The sequence below is a fragment of the Helicobacter cetorum MIT 99-5656 genome, assembly GCF_000259275.1.
GTDB classification, from domain to species: domain Bacteria; phylum Campylobacterota; class Campylobacteria; order Campylobacterales; family Helicobacteraceae; genus Helicobacter; species Helicobacter cetorum.
The window spans coordinates 355,656-373,387 of record NC_017735.1; the positions used below are offsets into that span (position 1 = coordinate 355,656).

Sequence of the window (17,732 nt, forward strand, 5' to 3'; positions counted from 1 at the left end):
TCTACTCTTCTTTTTTTGATTTTTTAGGAATAGGTTTTGCAACAGGAGGATAGAGCCTTGGCTTAAACTCATTATAGTCTAAATAATAGCGGTCATAATACACACGATTCTTGTTATAAAAGACCCCTTTATTCAAGCGCCTTGAAGGGACAATCTTATAAATCTTATACTCGTTATAATGACTCAAATCAACTTCTACCACATACCCACGCTTTTCTAAGGCATAGAGCTTGTTATTATTTAACACAATAGTGTTGAGTGAAGCAAAAGGTAATTTCACGCTATTTAACTCTCTCAAACTCTTATCCATTTGTAAAATTTGCCCATCTAAAGTCAACACATACAAACGACCCTTATCATAAAGTAAATCTACAATGTCTCCATCATAGTTAAACTCCTGACCGCTCACTACAGATAAAATCCGCTTACCTGTAGAAGCTATCATGTTATTGCCATCCACCATGAGATAAGTTACATTATTAAAAAACTTTTCGCTATGAATAACAATATTTCTGATAGGCGTAGGATTCCCATGCACATAATCTACCACCAACAAACGCCCATCTAGCATAGGAAACACCACCACCGTATCCATAAAAATAGGAACAGCCATTAAAGAATTAATAGCTGTGCTTGGCGTTCCTTTTTCACTAAAAAGCAATTTTTGAGAAGCTATGCTGTAGAGATTAGCCGAATTGTCCGCTAAGACCACCGCTAAGGTATCCCCCTTGATACTTGCACTTAAAGCAAAAGTCTCTAAAGGAATAACAATGGATTTTTGACTAGCATTAGGATTAGAGCTAATCAACTCCACTTGATGGCATGCCTTATCTTGAACTTTTTCTTTAACGCCTTCTACCTTTAAGTTAGTCTCTTCAGCGACCTTATTTTCTTCTATTTTTTTGCTAGTTTTATTCAGGCAATCTTGAGCAAGTATAAAGAATCCTTGACTTTCATTCAAAAAACTACTTTCATAGTTAAAATTCTTACCGATTCTTAGCTGTGTCAAGCCGTTTGCATCAATAACGGCTCCATTCTTTAAGACCGCTCCGTAGCGATTTGATGATACGATACTATCTTGTAAAGCATGAGCAAAACGCACTTCGCCCTTAATCAAGTATTTCGCCGGCTTAAAATATTTTCTAGTATTACAGCCACTAAAGATAACAAGGGCTACAAGTAAGATTAAAAATTGTTTATTCATAAAGTTAATGCGTTCCCTGAGTGGTTTCTTTCTTCAAATCAGTTGGTTTTGAAGCATTTTGTCTAACATCTTCTAACACCCCATAATGCTTTAAAACAGAAATCATGGCATATAGTGTAGAGTTTAAAGGCATAGCCATTAAGCTCTTATGAGCCTTCATAATAGCATCTTTAGAGTTCTCTTCATACAACAAGCTCACTTCCTGTAAAGCACCAATTTCTTTAAGAATGGAGCTATTTGCAAGCAAATTTTTATCTTTAGAAAGCGATGCGTAAGAATACTCTGCAAAAGTTTTGACTATTTCATTAGAAGATTGCGAAAGTTTTTTAAACATGTTCATGTCGTTTCGCTCACTCGCTCTAGCAAATTGATACAAATCATACAATTTGGGGGCTACTTCTTTTAATTTCTCTTGTAGGGCTAAATTGTCAGGACTTTGCAACACTTCATTATAAACTTGTGTGATACGCTCACTCTTTTGCTCTTGCTGATAATACCGAAATTTTTGAAATCCAACGAACGCTACAAGCACCAAAATAACAAATAGCAACACCCACTTGTAACGCTTATAGAATTTCTCAATTCTAAACGCTCCTTCTAAAAGCTTTTCATCGCTTCTAAATTCGCTCTTAACTTGCTCTAAATTTTCTTTGATATTCATGCCTTGCTCACTCCTGTGCTACCAAATCCCCCACTGCCCCTTGAAGTGGTATCTAGTTCTTCGCATTCTAAAAATTCCGCTTTATAAGTCTTTTGAACCACACCCTGAGCAATCCTATCACCCACTTGAACTTTGAAATCTTGCTCGCTAAAATTCGCTAAAATAACCTTAATCTCACCCCTATAATCATTATCCACAGTGCCAGGAGAATTTAACACCATCACTTGATTTTTTAAGGCTAAGCCACTACGAGTTCGCACCTGCAATTCATACCCAACTTCCAAAGCCAAACAAATCCCTATGCTCACTAACCCCACACTATGAGATTTAATCACCACATCTTCTACAGCATGCAAATCAAACCCTGAAGAACCTTCTGTTTGATACTTAGGAATAATGGCATTTGGATGGATTTTTTGAATTTTAATTTTCATCAAAACAAATCTCTTTATAATAAATATCTAAAATTTCAAAATCGCTTTCCCCACTGGGCAATTGAATACTCACTTCATCACCTTTGCTCTTACCTATCAAGCTCTTAGCAATAGGCGAACCAAAAGAAATTAACCCTTTAGCTGGATTACTCTCCACGCTCCCTACTATGGTATAAGAAAACTCTTTATCATTATCTAAATTAAGAATTTTAACCGTGCTTCCAAAACTCACTTTGTGGTGGGTTAAGGTGCCTGGGTCAATCACTTGAGCGTTAGCGATAATCTCACTTAAATCAACAATTCTTGCTTCAATGAAGCGTTGTTTTTCTTTAGCGGCATGGTATTCAGCATTCTCCTTCAAATCTCCATGCCCCCTAGCAATATCTATTTCTTTCACAATATTAGGGCGTTCAACTTCTTTTAATTGTTTTAATTCCGCACAAATCTTATTGTATCCATGCATACTCATAGGTTCTTTATTCATTTAATCTCCTAAGCTTACGAAGTAGAGATTATAGTAAAAATTAGGTTAATTTAGCATGAAAGCTATCTCTTTGGCGACTTTTCTAGCGCTCCCACTGACTAAATATTCTCTCAATCTCAAACTTTCTTTAAAATACCGCTCTCTATCCATATCTTTATAAGCTCTCAATAAACTCTCTACGCTCAAAAAATGCTGGATTAACTCTGGGTGCAATTGACTCTCTCCAAGCCCTGGTGTCTCATTATTTAAGGCGTTATAAAAGATATTAGCTAATCCTATGTAATGCAATTTTACAAACATTCTAGCAATCAAAAAATCAATTGTCTTAGCCCTATAGGCTAACACAAAAGGGGTGCCAATGAGAGTTGCTTCTAAAGTCGCTGTGCCACTACAAATGAATGCAAACTCCGCTTCATACAAACTCTTATGGGCATCATAAGAAATTTCAAAGCATTCAATTTCTTTTCCATAAAGAGCTTTTAAATCCAAACCTTTAAAAAAACTCGGCACAACTAGCACACGCCTTTTTAACCCTTCGTTTCGCTCTAAAATTTTAGCCACTTCCACAAACAAAGGAAACATCTTAGCGATTTCACTCTTCCTACTGCCTGGCATAAATACTACACTATTACCTTTTATATCTTTTTTATAGCATTTGATTTCATCTAATAAGGGGTGTCCTACATACTGAGCCTTTTTTTGGTAATAGCTCGTTTCAAAAGGCAAAATCGCTCCCAAAAAATCACAATTTTTTTCAATGCTCTTAGCACGCCATTTTTTCCATGCCCAAACTTGCGGTAGGATATAATACATGATTTTTTTGCTAGGGTCTCGTTTTTTTATCTTTTTTGCTAAGGGAATATTAAAAGAAGATGCATCCATTAAAAGCACCATATCCGCACTTTTGGCTAATTCTGCCATTTCTCTATGGGCTTTCAATAAAAACCCTAAACGCCCTATAACATCTCTAAAGCCCATAATAGAAAATTCTCTAGGACTATAGAGTGCACCTTTGCCTTCAAACACCCCAATAAAGCGGTAATCTTTAGGCAACATTTTACGCAACTCTTCTAAATGCACATTAGAGCTTGCTTCTAAAGCACTCACCAAAATAGTAGGCATTATTTATCCTTCAAAAGGTTATGATCTTGATAAAGTTTAGCTTCTTTATGCATGTCTCTTAACTCAATTTTTAGCACTGAAATTTCAAAATCTTTTCTAGACAAGCGACTTTTGAGAAGCTTATTCTCACGCAACAAACTGCGATATTGCAAATAAAGCTCTTCATCAAACAAACGCTTGCATGGCTTAGCCATTGCGACCTTATTATCCTTAGTGTAAATCTCTACTTCTTCAAGGGCTTTAGGAAAAATCAAGTCTTCTTCTATGCTGGGTAGTTTTTTATCCAAGCGTAAGCTCTCTTGCTGGAATCTTTCTTTATGGATTTCTTGTTTCAAGTTTTTTAGGGCGATTTTTTTCTTCCGCAACGCTTCTTGAACTTGCTTCAATTCTGAGCGAACTTCCTTTAAAGTCTCTCTCGTGTCTGTAACCTCTTCTTTATAAGCGTCTGATTCTGTGATAATTTCTTCGTTGGCAAGCATTGAGAAAATTATTCCGCCAACATTTCTAAAGATAACAAACGCATTTCATTACCTTGAATAACGCTTATATTCTTTCCTTGACATTGCTCACAAACCCCATAATCCAAAGTATTAGGTTTAAAAACATGCGAACAATCCTTACATTCTAGCTCAATCTTCTCATCTACAATATCTAAAATGGCATCTTTACACACCAAAGATTCTTCTCTAAAAGTCTCAAACGCACTCACAAACAAGCTCTTATCCATTCCGCTTCTTTCGCCAATGCCTACCACGACTCTTTCAATCCTATGGGCTTGATTTTTCTTAGCATGCTCTTCGCAGAGCGTGATTAAAGAAGAAACGACTGAGTATTCATGCATACTAAAAACCTTAACTTTTAAAATAAGCCCCTATTATATTGTATTAGAGTAATTTTTTACCCTATTGCTTAAGATTTAATAGGGTGTTAAGGATTTGATCTGATGTGGTTACCGCTTTAGAGTTAGCTTGAAAGCCCCTTTGAACCACAATCAAATTCGTTAAACTACGGCTTAAATCCACATTACTAGATTCTAGCTTAGAACCAGAAACAGAACCCCTACGCCCTGTATTTGCCGCACCTATTAAGGCCTGTCCTGAGTTACCTGTTTGAGAAAAGACATTTCCCCCTAAGGCTTGTAAGCCTGCATCATTAGCAAAATTCGCTAAAGCCACTTGAGCTAAAGCCAAAGTTCTGCCATTACTAAACGCTCCTAAAAGCACGCCATCAGAATCAAAACGCACATCCATTAAATCGCCCGCTTGATAGCCATTTTGCTCAATCGCATAAGTTTCAGAAATCTTATCCACGCTTGTTAACCCATCAAAACTTCCTGATGAACCAAAGGCTAAATTGATGCGTTGTGGGGCATCAGCACCATTTTTAGGGTCAAATTGTAAAAGGGGCGGATTCATGCCAGCTAGTGAGCCATCATTATTAAAACGCAAACGACCCCCTTCAAACACATTAGGACGAGCCGCTGACCCCCCTACTAATTCCGCAGGTTCTGGCACAATCGCTCTAAAATTCCATTCTGCCCCCCCACTTCTATAAAACTCAATACGCATGGTGTGTTTGGTGCCTAAACTATCCACAATATCAATACTTGTAGCATGGATTGCATGTGTGAATTTAGAGCTACTTGCTGGTGCTCCCCCTTCAATTAAAGAAGCGGTGTTAAGCCCTTTCATAGCGTTTTTAAACAAGACATTATTCGTTACATTATCTGAAGAATACCCACTGACAAACACATTAAGATTTTCTTTAGTGGTATTTTTATTGTCTCTATTATCAATTTCAAACATGCCATATTGATTGATAGTAACTCCCACAGAAGCCGCTGAGTCTTGGTAATTGTCTGCTAAACTAGGGTCTTTAACAATATTAGCATCATGCTGGATTAATGCACGCAATTCATCAGTAGTTCTGAATTGTCCGTTCTCTGCATTAGGACTGATAGAATTTGTATAGCTATATCTAAATGCGGTTACATCTTTATCGCCTTCCATAAAGTTAGCAAACGCTCCTGTTCCTGCCTGAGTTACCACAATATTTTTAAGTTTCTCATCACCATCTAGTTCATTTTTATTTTCCAAACGCAATTGTGTCCCATCTAAATAGGCTTCGATGCCCGTTTGGCTTTTGACCGCATTGATAGCATTTTTAGCCGCCACTAAGCTTGAAGTCCTACTCACGGCTGAATCATTAGTGAAAGAAATTTTAACCCCATTTAACTCAAGGGTATTATTCTCTGCAGAAGGAATAATATCTTTTATCATTTTTGAACTCTTATAGCTGACCCAAATCCCTTGATTTTCATTCAATAAAAAGGCGTCGCCATCTTCATTATATAAAGAACCCATATCTTCTGCCACTTGAGTTAAGTTCGTGCTAGAATCATACATGGGGTTAATACCATCTGAGGGGGTTTTAGCAGAAGAATCTAAAGCAAATATAGCTGCCGTTTGGTCTGCGTGCCTTCCAGCGTTTAAATTCGCTCGCATAGAAATACGATTGCTCGCTCTTGCTGGCATAACCATGCCAGGGTCAATTCTAATATTTTCTAAAGGACCTGTATTATCTACTTTTAAGGCGTCCGTATCACTCCCCTTATTTCCTGTATCAGTTCCATTTCTAACCCACCCTTGCACCACAAGTCCGCCGGTTGTAACCAAACTCCCTTGTGCATCAAAGAGAAACTCCCCATCTCTAGTAAAATTACGAGTAACCCCCCTATCAGGGCTAATAATAAAAAAGCCATCGCCTTGAATAGCTAAATCAGTTTTTACATCAGTGTTTTGGATATTGCCCTGTGAAAAGATTTTTGTCGTTGCATCCACACCTACCCCAAGTCCTATAGAAAAGTCATTCTGTCCTGCTAAACCATTTTTATAGGGTGCGGTAGCAATGAGTTTGACTTGAGAGAGCATATCCACAAAAGAAGCTCTAGAATATTTAAAACCGGTAGTGTTTACATTAGCGATATTATTACTCTCAATATCTAAAGCAATTTGATGGGCTTGCATTCCATTAACACCAGACCATAAAGACCTAAGCATGGCTATCCTTTAAAAAATAAATTCATTGCACAAAAATAAAGCAAAAGTTGTTCCAAAATAACCTTCAAACAAATCATTTTTCACCACTTAATTTCTTAAAAACAATTAATCAACCCATGCCAACTTTATATTTCAATAAATTCTTTAAATTTTTTGCTAAAACTAAGAGAGCTTGATAATCTGCACCAATAAGCATTTTCTAACTTTACTTTAGATAACATAGTCAAAATAAATACACGCAAGGACGATGTTATGCAAAATCTACCCCCATGCCCCAAATGCCAAGATGAATACACCTACCACGATGGCGTGCAATTAGTTTGTCCGAGTTGCTCGCATGAATGGAGTGAAAATGAAACCGATAATGAAGAATTTGTCGTTAAAGATAGCAATGATAATATCTTGCAAAACGGAGATTCGGTCATTCTCATCAAAGACTTGAAAGTTAAAGGTTCGTCTTTGGTGCTTAAAAAAGGCACAAAAATTAAAAATATTAAATTAGTTGATGATAACCATAATGTAGATTGTAAAGTTGAAGGACAAAGCCTATCTTTAAAATCCGAATTTCTTAAGAAGGCTTAGAATATTTCTAAGCCTATAAAAACACCTATTTCTTAGAAAAAATCAGTTTATCGAGCTTAAAAAAAATCAACGCTCCAATGGTTTGTCCTAAGAAAAGATTAAGCCACAGCGGAAAATTGAAATAATGAAAAACCTCCATGAAAGGCAACATCACCACTGCACTCAACATCCATCTAAGCCAATACACTAAAAAGAGCTTAGACTTGTATTCTTCGCCAAGTTTTTTGAAAAATCCCTGCATAAGACAATCCTTTAGAACGCTCTTATAAGCCCCCCTTTAAGGAAGCTCTACTTTAAGAATTTAAATATCCTTAGATAGTAGTATAAGACACTCTCTTCTCAAATAAACTACTTTCATAATTATTTAAATTCCTGCCATCTACAAGTGCAAACGCATCTCCAAAAGTAGGCAATAACGCAGAATCTAGTTGCACATCTTTATGGCGATTGAGCGGAATAAAGACCTCTTTATGACCGCCTTTGAAATCAAACGCCAAAAATGAATCTTTGAGATACACTTCTACCATAGAAGAACTTCTAGCAACCTTGTTCTTACCTAATTTTAAACCCTGCACTTCAGCACTCTCAATCCCACATGCATGGCACAAAGACACAAACATGCTTTCTTGAGAAATCTCTGCAAACCAAGGCAAACTCTCACGCCTAGATAAATTGACTTTACCCTCCAAAGTCTTTTGTCTCTTAGGCATCTCATGTTTGACAAACGCATAAAAATTATTTGCAGTTTCTTTTGAAGTCATCCCTTTGAGCTGGTTTGCGATGTTTTTTATACTCGCATCTTCTCTCTCATAACGCCCTATTGTTGCAAAACCTTTTTTATCAAACAAACGCTCATTCAATCGGTAATTAGACACTTCATAAGAGAGATGCACATGTTTTTTCTTAGCACTTTTTGCAAAACTAAGTTGCAAATAAGGCATTCCATCAACAAGCATGCTTTTGTAATCTGCATGATTGCCTTCCAAATTCACATTGCTTGCTACAACGCTTGGCATGGGAATGAATAGCGAAGTATGCTCAGCAGAGTCAAAATCAATGCTATAATTTGCATCTATTTTATACTTTGTAACACCTTGCTTGCTTCCATCAGCTTTCAGAAGCTGTGTCCCTAGCACAACGCCTGTAGTACTCAAAGCAGTTGTCTTAATAAAATCCCTTCGTCTCATAAAATACTCTTTATTGTAATTTTTAAACTTATTATTGAATTTATAAAAAAGTATGACACATTACCAATCTCAAAAGACTAGTAATCCATTCAAAAATACTTAAATTTCAAAAGACAAGGCATTCTTGAGTAAAAATCAAGAATGCCTAAAGAAAATAGTCTCATTTTCTTTATTTCTTCATGCCCTTCATTTTCATATCTTTCATCATCTTCATGTGTTTTTCAAGGGCTTTTTTAACGCCTTCAGCATATTTTGGGTCAGCCTTCTTGAAATGTTCCATCTGCTTATCAACAATTTCCTTAGGAACATGCACCATAGAACCTGCGATATTGTCATACAATCTCTCTTTTTCATCAGCTTTCATTAAGCGATACAAATCACCTGCTTGAGTATAATAATCGCTATCTTCAGCCCTATAATCCCAATTCCACACTTCATACTCTTTCTCAAGATAAGTTAAATTGAGCTTAGGCTCTCTAGCATTCTTATCTTCTTTGTAGCCTGGTAATGAACTGGGGGTATAGTTTTGTAAAGCACCATAGTGTCCATTTTGCATAAAGCCATCTCTAGTAGTGGAATGGAATGGACATCTTGGCTTGTTGACCGGCAACTGAGAGTGATTAATGCCTAAGCGATAGCGTTGTGTATCACCATAAGAGAATAGGCGACCTTGCAACATCCTATCAGGACTATAACCAATTCCAGGAACTACATTAGCAGGGTTGAACGCCGCCTGCTCTACTTCTGCAAAATAGTTCTCAGGGTTTCTATTCAACTCTACAATACCTACTTCCATTAATGGGTAATCTTTCTGACTCCAAACCTTAGTTACATCAAACGGATGGAATTTGTATTTCTTAGCATCTGCTTCTGGCATAATTTGAATACTCATACGCCACTTTGGAAAATCCTTTCTAGCAATCGCTTCAAATAGGTCTCGTTGATGTGAATCCATATCGTGTTTTCTAAGCTCTGCAGCTTCTTCACTTGTCAAATTCTTAATGCCTTGCATACACTTGAAGTGGAACTTCACCCAAAAACGCTCATTTTTGGCATTAATAAGACTAAATGTGTGGCTACCAAAACCATCCATATGACGGAAAGATTTAGGAATACCTCTATCACCCATAAGCCATGTTACTTGGTGCAAACTCTCAGGAACATTGCTCCAAAAATCCCATACCATAGTAGCATTAGGTAAGTTAGTTTGAGGATCTCTTTTTTGAGTGTGAATAAAATCAGGAAATTTAATCGCATCACGAATAAAGAAAATAGGTGTGTTATTTCCTACCAAATCCCAATTGCCCTCCTCGGTGTAATACTTCATCGCAAAGCCTCTTGGGTCTCTCACCGCATCCGCACTACCTCTCTCACCAGCCACAGTAGAAAATCTAAAAAAGCATTCTGTCTTCTTGCCTACTTTAGAGAAAATTTTTGCTTTAGTGTATTTAGTAATATCCTTAGTTACGGTGAAAGTGCCATAAGCTCCACTCCCCTTAGCATGCACCACTCTTTCAGGAATTCTTTCTCTATCAAATGCTGCTAGCTTCTCCAAAAACCAAGTGCTTTGTAAAAGAACAGGACCCCTAGGACCGGCCGTAAACACATTGTTATCATCGCCAATTGGAGCACCAAAAGGACTAGTTTGTTTTAAATCCTTATTAATCATCTTAATATCCTTGTGATTTCAAATTTTCGTAATTTGACACCAGCCAACTTACTTGCCATGATTATTACATGTTTTGTTATCTAAAGACTAACAATTATCAACTTTTTTTAAAGTAGCTCTCTTTAAAAGAAAAAACAACCTTAAATATTTCTATTTGTAACAATAAATAGGAATGGTGAAAATTATTAATGAAATTTTATTTTTAATCTAGTTTTAATAATAGTTATTATAATATTTGACTTTCAAGGTATTTGTTCGTTGATTTTTGTCTTTCACTCATGCCTTATGTTGCCTTTTATCAGCACGCATTAGAGCATTTAATTTAGATTTAAGGAGAATCGTTGATGTTTTCAAAACCATATCCAAAGCTTAAGCACGCCTTGTTGTTTCCATTATTAGTGGATAGTCTTTATAGTGCCGAACATACTTTAGGTAAAGTTACCACTCAAGCCAAAAGAATTTTTACTTACAACAATGAGTTTAAAGTAACCTCTAAAGAGCTAGAACAACGCCAAAGCAATGAAGTGAAAGACTTGTTTAGGACCAACCCCGATGTGAATGTGGGTGGGGGTTCTATTATGGGGCAGAAAATCTATGTTAGGGGCGTTGAAGATAGGCTTTTGAGAGTTACCGTAGATGGTGCCGCACAAAATGGTAATATTTATCACCATCAAGGTAATACCGTCATTGACCCTGGCATGCTAAAAAGCGTAGAAGTTACCAAAGGTTCAGCTAATGCTAGTGCAGGACCAGGGGCCATTGCTGGAGTGATTAAAATGGAAACTAAAGGCGCGGCTGATTTTATTCCTAAAGGACGCAGTTATGCAGCCAGTGGAGCCGTAAGCTTTTATACAAACTTTGGGGATAGAGAAACTTTTACAGCGGCTTATCAAGGCACGCATTTTGATATTATCGCTTATTACACCCATCAAAATCAATTCTATTATAGAAGCGGTGCTACAGCGATGAAAAATCTCTTCAAACCCACGCCAGCGGATAAAGAGCCAGAGGCACCCCAAGCGAGCAAAACAACGCCCTTATTAAAATGAATGGTTACTTGAGCGATAGAGACACGCTCACTTTTAGTTGGAACATGACACGAGATAGTGCCACACGCCCTTTAAGAAGTAACGCCATAGGACTAGCCTATCCTTGTGAAACCCCCTTTAGTCCTGATAGTGCTCAAGGATGCCCTAATGTGTTAGATAACTTCACGAAATACATGTATCATTCTGTTAATGTTGCTAATAACCTTTCGTTGCAATACAAAAGAGAAGCGGGCAATTCTTTTGGCGACCCAAGACTAGATTTCACCCTTTATTCAAGCATTAGAAACGGCAAGTTTGACCCCCTATTCAATCCTAATAGCGTGTATGCACGATTTCCTTACAGCAAAGCTACACAATGGGAAAAAGACAATTATCCATGTGTAAAAGGCGGGGATTGCACCCCAAGCTTTTCAGATATTGATGGCCCAAGCTCACAACCCAGAAATTTATTTTTAAATAACACCGGGTTAAATCTCAAAGTCGCTCATGTCATTGATGAAGCCACAGACAGCCTTTTTGAATACGGGTTTAACTATCAAAATTTAACCATTTTTGACGCACGCATTCCCAAATCAGATTTATACAGACCTAATCAAATCTATACTGATGATGCAGGGGAAAAACAAGTGGCTTGTAGTTTTGTAGAAAATATTGATGCCAAAGACCCAACGCTGTGTCAAAGGGGAAAAGCCAGCGGGAATATCTATGGGGGCTATGTGCAAGCTAATTACACACCGCACAAAATGGTTACTTTTGGAGCAGGAGTGAGATGGGATGCTTATACCCTTTATGATAAAGACTGGAACCACCGCTTCACGCAAGGCTTTAGCCCTAGTGCAGCCCTTGTGATTAACCCCATTGAGCCTTTATCTCTCAAACTCACTTACTCTCAAGTTACAAGGGGGGTTATGCCAGGGGATGGGGTGTATATGCGTCAAAGCGATTTGCGATACGCTAAAAATATTAAGCCTGAAGTGGGTTCGAACGCTGAATTTAATATTGACTGGGAAGGAAAGTATTTTAGCGGAAGGGCTGCTGCATTTTATCAAGCTTTGGATAATTTCATTTCTCAATACGCCCAACGCCTCATCGTAACTAATTTGGATTTTCCTATCCGTATTTATGGCTATGAAGTGGGTGGGACATTCAGGTATAAGGGAGTGAGCTTAAATATAGGGATTTCACGCACATGGCCTACAGCTAAAAGGCATTTAATGGCAGATAGCTATGAGTTAGCTGCAAGCACAGGCAATGTCTTTATCATCAAGCTTGATTACACCATTCCTAGAACTGGCATCAATCTTGCGTGGCTGAGCCGTTTTGTTACCGGCTTAGATTATTGTGGGATTGATATTTACCTGCCTGATTATGGAACAGTAGAAAAACCAAAAACCCCTACAGATTTAGCCAAATGCGGCCCCCAATTAGGGCTAGTGCATATGCATAAACCCGGCTATGGCGTGAGCAATTTTTATGTCAACTGGAGCCCTAAAACCAAAAGCCGTTGGAATGGCTTACTGCTTTCAGCGGTGTTTAACAATGTCTTCAACAAAATTTATGTAGACCAAACAAGCCCCTATGTGATGAGCCCAGATATGCCAGGCACTGATGCGCTCAAAAGAGCGATTGCAGAACCAGGCTTTAACGCACGCCTTGAAGTCGCTTACAAATGGTAAGCCTATTTGAGATTGAGCCTTAGTCGTTGTGCGTGCGTAATAGCAACTGCCATCGCATCGCTAATATCCAAAGGTTTAATCTCGTTAGTGATATTTAGCAGGCGTTTCACCATAAACGCCACTTGCTCCTTGCTGGCTTTTCCATTACCGGTAAGAGCTTTTTTGACTTGTAGGGGTGTGTATTCACTAAAATTACCAATTCTCTCTAGAATTTTTAAAGATAACGCCCCCCTAAATTGTGCGAGCTTAATCACGCTTTTGGGGTTATATCCAAAGAAAATGTCTTCAATAGCCACTTCATTGACTTCATAAATATCTAACAAATGATTGAGCGCTTCTATCAAATCTAAAATTTGTTCTTGTAAATGCATGCTCTTAATATTCACAAATCCAGCCGCAATTAACGAAAGCTTGTTAGAAGTGGCACTAATGATAGCATACCCACACCTTTTACTACCCGGGTCTATTCCTAAAATATACATTTTTGCCCTTCCTAGTAATCCTATGTTTGACTTATATTAAGATTATACGCAAATTTCAAATCTCTAAGGTATGTCAACTAAAAATATATGTTACAATTTTTCATGTATCACAAAAAAACAATAGCAATCAAACCTAAAAACAATGTTCATCATCAAAATATGTTAGAGTGAAATCCTAGCTAAACTTTTAATTTAAAGGGATAAGTAATGAATGGAAAGTGTTTTTTGACCAATATCAGTATTAATAAAAAGCGATTCGTAAGCGCTTTGGCAATTAGCTTAGCTAGTTTTTTACATGCTGAAGTTAAGAATATGGATAGCACCATTATCAAAGACCAATGGGAATGGCGTTATGACTCAGGCGATGTAGCATGGTATATCCAAGCTAGATGGGGCAGGGGGAATGGCATTAACTACAACAATCAAACAGACAATAACACCTATCGTCTTTCAGGTTTTAGGAATTATATCGGCGGACCCATAAAAATCGATGCACCACAAACCAAGTTTGAGTTGGGTGGCTATGATGGAAATTCTTTTACTAGCGTCAATTGGTCTACTACCAATATTAACTTTAAAGCCAAAGAAATTTCTATTAACAATTTTTTAGAAATCAATAACCGTATAGGCACAGGTTTGGCTAAAGCCCCTTATAGAACCAATGTAAATTTGGAAGCAGACTATATCACCAACAATTCCAATGGCATTATCTATCTCTATGATGGCTCAAGCTTAACCTTATCGTCTAAAGATGGTAAAGGAAAAGTAGACTTTAAAAATGGTGAAGTCTATATGGGCAAGTTGCAATATCCTACCGCTTACTCCACTCGTGCCACAATGAGTTTGGATGCAAGTAAGGTTAAAGAATTGCATATCAACACTTTGCGTGTGGGTGATCAAAATGCTACACAAGCTACCATTAAGGGTTCTCAAGCAGATTATAAGGATGCTCAAAATAGTTCAAGTTACAAATCAGCCAATTCTGTGCGCAATTTATTTTTATGGCAAGATGCAACCTTGAATTTTAGCGGTAGCACAATACATATTGCTAATCTCAATACACGTTCAGATGGTAATCTACGCTATTTCCAAGCTAATGTGATTGCTGATGCAAAGGACATTAGTTTTGATAAGGTTAATCTTAAAAATAGTATGTATGGACGTGCAATCTACATTGAAAACAGAAAAGAGAACGGTAATATCACATTAAATGGTAGTCTCGCATTAGATGGTAGAGTGGGAGGCGATGGATACTCAGATGCCAAGCCACTATTCCACTTTAGAGCTAAAGGTAAAACAACCTTTGAACAAGATATCGCTCTTGGAGCTTATGCCACTCTTAGGGTAGATGGAGGTAGTTTTGAAGCCAAAAAGAGTATTGATGCTAGCCGTGGAAGCAATGGTTCAAATGCAACTTCTTTATATTTTCGTTGGATAAATGGGGAAACAAAAATCCATAAATTAATTACCTCTGCTACGAATATTATGGGAAAGACTTTCAATATTGGAGAACTGTCCGTTAAAGTTGGTCATTCTGGAAGTGCTAATGGGTACTACACGCATTTTCATAACAATATAGGCATCTCGCACATCGGCATTGTGCGTTTAGAAAAAGGCACTAGTTCGTATTATCAAGGCGGTGTGCTTTTTAATGGTGGCACCAAACTTACCATTGATGAACTTTATCATCAACCTTGGAATTTCTTTGACGCTAGAAAAGTCAACGAAACAGAAATCACCAAACGACTGGTTTTTGCATCTCCTGGCGGGCAAGGGTTAATATTTAATAACTTAACTTTAGGTAAAAATGCAACCATGGAATATGGTAAAGATTTGTCCTTAAGCATTGCTGGTAATTTCACTAACAATCAAGGTGCAATGGTTATTAACACCCAAGACAATCATTTTGCCACACTTGCTGTAGGCGGTAATGCAACTATGAAATTTAACAACCTTGTTAACCCAGATACTGGCTTTTATAAACCCATTATTAAAATTAATAGTGCTCAAACTTTGACCAAAAATAAAGACCATGTTATTCTAACGGCAAAACACATTGATTATGTAAGTGTGAGTCAAAATGCTAATACCACTATAACTTACACCAATAACAGTCACAATCACCAAGCCTTCAAAGACCGTTTGGCACTTTATAATAGCAATGACCGCATGGATATCTGTGTGATTAGAGGGGATAATCATACGATTGATGATATTAAATCTTGTGGAAGGGCTATTGGTGATTCACAAATGCAAACTACCCCTGAAGATTATAAATATCTTGCCGGTAAAGCATGGCGGTATAATGCAGTAGTAAAAACAGCAGATTCAACACGTATAGCTGTGAACATAAAAAATAGCGGTCATCAGCCGGAGCGTTGCACTAGCACTGATGCCAATGTTAATACACCTGCTACAAGTAAGTGTAAAAATAATCTAAAAGCTGAAGAAAGCCACACTACTAACCTTCCTGTAGTTGGCAATAAGGGTGTGGTTGTAGCCCATTCTCGCTACGCCCTAACCCCAAATCTCATCGCCATCAACAAGCATAACTTCGGCACTATTGAAAGCGTGTTTGAATTAGCTAATCGTTCTGATGCTATCAATGTTATCAATGCTACTTCAGGCACACAGGGAAGAGATTTATTACAAACTTTATTGATTGATTCTCATAATGCTGGTTATGCGCGTCAAATGATTGATGCAACTAGCACAGGTGAAATCACTAAGCAGTTGAATGTTGCCACTGAGACTTTAAATAATATAGCTAGTTTAGAGCATAAGACTAATAGTTTACAAACTTTAAGCTTAAGCAATAAAATGGTAGTAAACACTCGCTTAGTCAATCTTTCTAGAAAGCACACTAACAATATTGATTCGTTTGCTAAACGCTTACAAGCTTTACAAGACAAGAGATTTGCTTCAGTGGGGACTATGGCAGAAGTGTTGTATCAATTTGCCCCTAAGTATGAAAAACCTGCTAATGTTTGGGCTAATGCCATTGGGGGAGCTAGTTTGAGTAATGGAGGTAACACTTCTTTATATGGCACAAGTGCTGGAATGGATACTTATATTGAAGGGGAAAATGTAGAAGCTATTGTTGGTGGTTTTGGAAGCTATGGCTATAGCTCATTCAATAACCAAGCAAGCAATCTTAACTCTGGAGCTAATAACACCAACTTTGGTTTGTATTCTCGTGTGTTTGCTAATAAACATGAATTTGATTTTGAAGCTCAAGGAGCTGTAGGAAGCAATAATGAAAACTTAATGTTTAAAGGGGCTTTATTACAAGGTCTTAATCAAGGCTATAGTTACTTAGCTTATAGCGCTATGGCTAATGCTAATTATGGCTATGACTTTGCTTTCTTAAACAATGCTTTAGTGTTTAAACCTAGTGTAGGTGTAAGCTATAATCATTTAGGTTCTACTAACATGAAAAGCAATAGCAATCAAGTGGCTTTGAGTAATGGTGCAAGTAGCCGTCATCTATTGAGTGCAAATGCTAATGTAGAAGCCCGCTATTATTATGGAGACACTTCATTCTTCTATATGAATGCTGGAATTTTACAAGAATTGGCTAACTTTGGATTCAATAACGCTATGGCTTTAAATAGCTTTAAAGTGAACGCTACTCACAATCCTTTAAATACCCATGCTAGAGTGATGATAGGTGGGGAATTGCAATTAGCTAAAGAAGTGTATTTGAATTTGGGTGTGATTTATGCTCATAATCTCAACACTATGATAGGTAATATCGCTTCAAATTTAGGGATGAGATATAGTTTCTAAATCTTTTACATTCCAACAATGGAGGGGGATATCATTATCAAATTTAAAAAGTATCATTTTAGATTTAGGAATGAAATAGAGTTTTTAAGTCTTTAAGTAAAGTATCACTTCAAATTTAGAAATGAGATAGGGTTTTTGAGTCGGTGAGATTAGAGTCTTGGAGTAAGGTGTTATTCCAAGACTTTTAGCAGACTTAGTTTTTAAGAGAAATTTGTGTTTTTTGCATGGGGTTTTATTCACATGCTCTGTGAATCTATAGCACACACACCACAAGCTTGTTGGCATGCCAAATGGCTTCTAAGGAGCAAAAGTTAATGTATACTCCACAAGACAC

13 protein-coding genes and 2 pseudogenes are annotated in these 17,732 nt (G+C 37.3%); 3 read left to right on the forward strand and 12 right to left on the reverse strand.

Annotation, left to right across the window (positions count from 1 at the left end; genetic code table 11):
* Positions 1–4 precede the first annotated feature (4 nt).
* The 8 genes and pseudogenes from pgbB to flgE form a co-directional block, all read right to left on the reverse strand.
* A pseudogene (gene pgbB, locus HCD_RS01785) lies at positions 5–1,204 on the reverse strand (plasminogen-binding protein PgbB); the annotation flags it as partial.
* Between the two features lie 4 nt (positions 1,205–1,208).
* A complete protein-coding gene (locus HCD_RS01790; RefSeq protein WP_014658913.1) occupies positions 1,209–1,865 on the reverse strand; it encodes a hypothetical protein in 657 nt (218 codons plus the stop codon).
* Positions 1,862–2,299 carry a dUTP diphosphatase gene (gene dut / locus HCD_RS01795; protein ID WP_014658914.1) on the reverse strand — a complete coding sequence of 146 codons (438 nt, stop codon included), beginning with the start codon at positions 2,297–2,299 and terminating at the stop codon, positions 1,862–1,864. The genes HCD_RS01790 and dut overlap by 4 nt, the downstream gene beginning before the upstream one ends.
* Positions 2,289–2,783 carry a transcription elongation factor GreA gene (gene greA / locus HCD_RS01800; RefSeq protein WP_014658915.1) on the reverse strand — a complete coding sequence of 165 codons (495 nt, stop codon included), beginning with the start codon at positions 2,781–2,783 and terminating at the stop codon, positions 2,289–2,291. Before greA ends, dut begins: the two co-directional genes overlap by 11 nt.
* 45 nt (positions 2,784–2,828) lie before the next feature.
* The gene (gene lpxB, locus HCD_RS01805) at positions 2,829–3,905 is read right to left on the reverse strand and encodes a lipid-A-disaccharide synthase (RefSeq protein ID WP_014658916.1); all 1,077 of its coding nucleotides are present in this window, start codon (positions 3,903–3,905) and stop codon (positions 2,829–2,831) included.
* Positions 3,905–4,366 (reverse strand): nickel-binding protein Mua, encoded by a 462-nt coding sequence (gene mua, locus HCD_RS01810; RefSeq protein WP_144005875.1) that lies wholly within the window; start codon positions 4,364–4,366, stop codon positions 3,905–3,907. Before mua ends, lpxB begins: the two co-directional genes overlap by 1 nt.
* A 26-nt stretch (positions 4,367–4,392) precedes the next feature.
* Positions 4,393–4,746 (reverse strand): hydrogenase/urease nickel incorporation protein HypA, encoded by a 354-nt coding sequence (gene hypA / locus HCD_RS01815; protein WP_014658918.1) that lies wholly within the window; start codon positions 4,744–4,746, stop codon positions 4,393–4,395.
* A gap of 61 nt (positions 4,747–4,807) precedes the next feature.
* On the reverse strand, positions 4,808–6,964 hold the full coding sequence (flgE, locus tag HCD_RS01820; protein ID WP_014658919.1) for a flagellar hook protein FlgE: 2,157 nt from the start codon (positions 6,962–6,964) through the stop codon (positions 4,808–4,810).
* A 252-nt stretch (positions 6,965–7,216) separates the two neighbouring features.
* Between flgE and HCD_RS01825 the strand changes: the two genes are divergently transcribed.
* The gene (locus HCD_RS01825) at positions 7,217–7,546 is read left to right on the forward strand and encodes a zinc ribbon domain-containing protein YjdM (protein WP_014658920.1); all 330 of its coding nucleotides are present in this window, start codon (positions 7,217–7,219) and stop codon (positions 7,544–7,546) included.
* Between the two features lie 25 nt (positions 7,547–7,571).
* Here HCD_RS01825 and HCD_RS01830 read toward each other — a convergent pair whose 3' ends face one another.
* The 3 genes from HCD_RS01830 to HCD_RS01840 all read right to left on the reverse strand — a co-directional run bounded on the left by HCD_RS01830 (position 7,572) and on the right by HCD_RS01840 (position 10,402).
* The gene (locus HCD_RS01830) at positions 7,572–7,787 is read right to left on the reverse strand and encodes a hypothetical protein (RefSeq protein ID WP_014658921.1); all 216 of its coding nucleotides are present in this window, start codon (positions 7,785–7,787) and stop codon (positions 7,572–7,574) included.
* 70 nt (positions 7,788–7,857) lie between these two features.
* Entirely contained in the window at positions 7,858–8,733 is an 876-nt protein-coding gene (locus tag HCD_RS01835) for a hypothetical protein (RefSeq protein ID WP_014658922.1), read from the reverse strand.
* Positions 8,734–8,902: 169 nt separating this feature from the next.
* Positions 8,903–10,402 (reverse strand): catalase, encoded by a 1,500-nt coding sequence (locus tag HCD_RS01840; RefSeq protein ID WP_014658923.1) that lies wholly within the window; start codon positions 10,400–10,402, stop codon positions 8,903–8,905.
* Positions 10,403–10,746: 344 nt separating this feature from the next.
* On the opposite strand from HCD_RS01840, the pseudogene HCD_RS01845 reads away from it, so the two are divergent.
* Positions 10,747–13,127, forward strand: a pseudogene (locus HCD_RS01845) (TonB-dependent receptor).
* A gap of 2 nt (positions 13,128–13,129) precedes the next feature.
* On the opposite strand, the gene ruvC reads toward HCD_RS01845, so the two are convergent.
* Positions 13,130–13,609 carry a crossover junction endodeoxyribonuclease RuvC gene (gene ruvC / locus HCD_RS01850; protein WP_014658924.1) on the reverse strand — a complete coding sequence of 160 codons (480 nt, stop codon included), beginning with the start codon at positions 13,607–13,609 and terminating at the stop codon, positions 13,130–13,132.
* A gap of 207 nt (positions 13,610–13,816) precedes the next feature.
* Here ruvC and HCD_RS01855 point away from each other — a divergent pair, with 207 nt between their 5' ends.
* Entirely contained in the window at positions 13,817–17,398 is a 3,582-nt protein-coding gene (locus HCD_RS01855) for a vacuolating cyotoxin family protein (protein ID WP_014658925.1), read from the forward strand.
* Positions 17,399–17,732 lie beyond the last annotated feature (334 nt).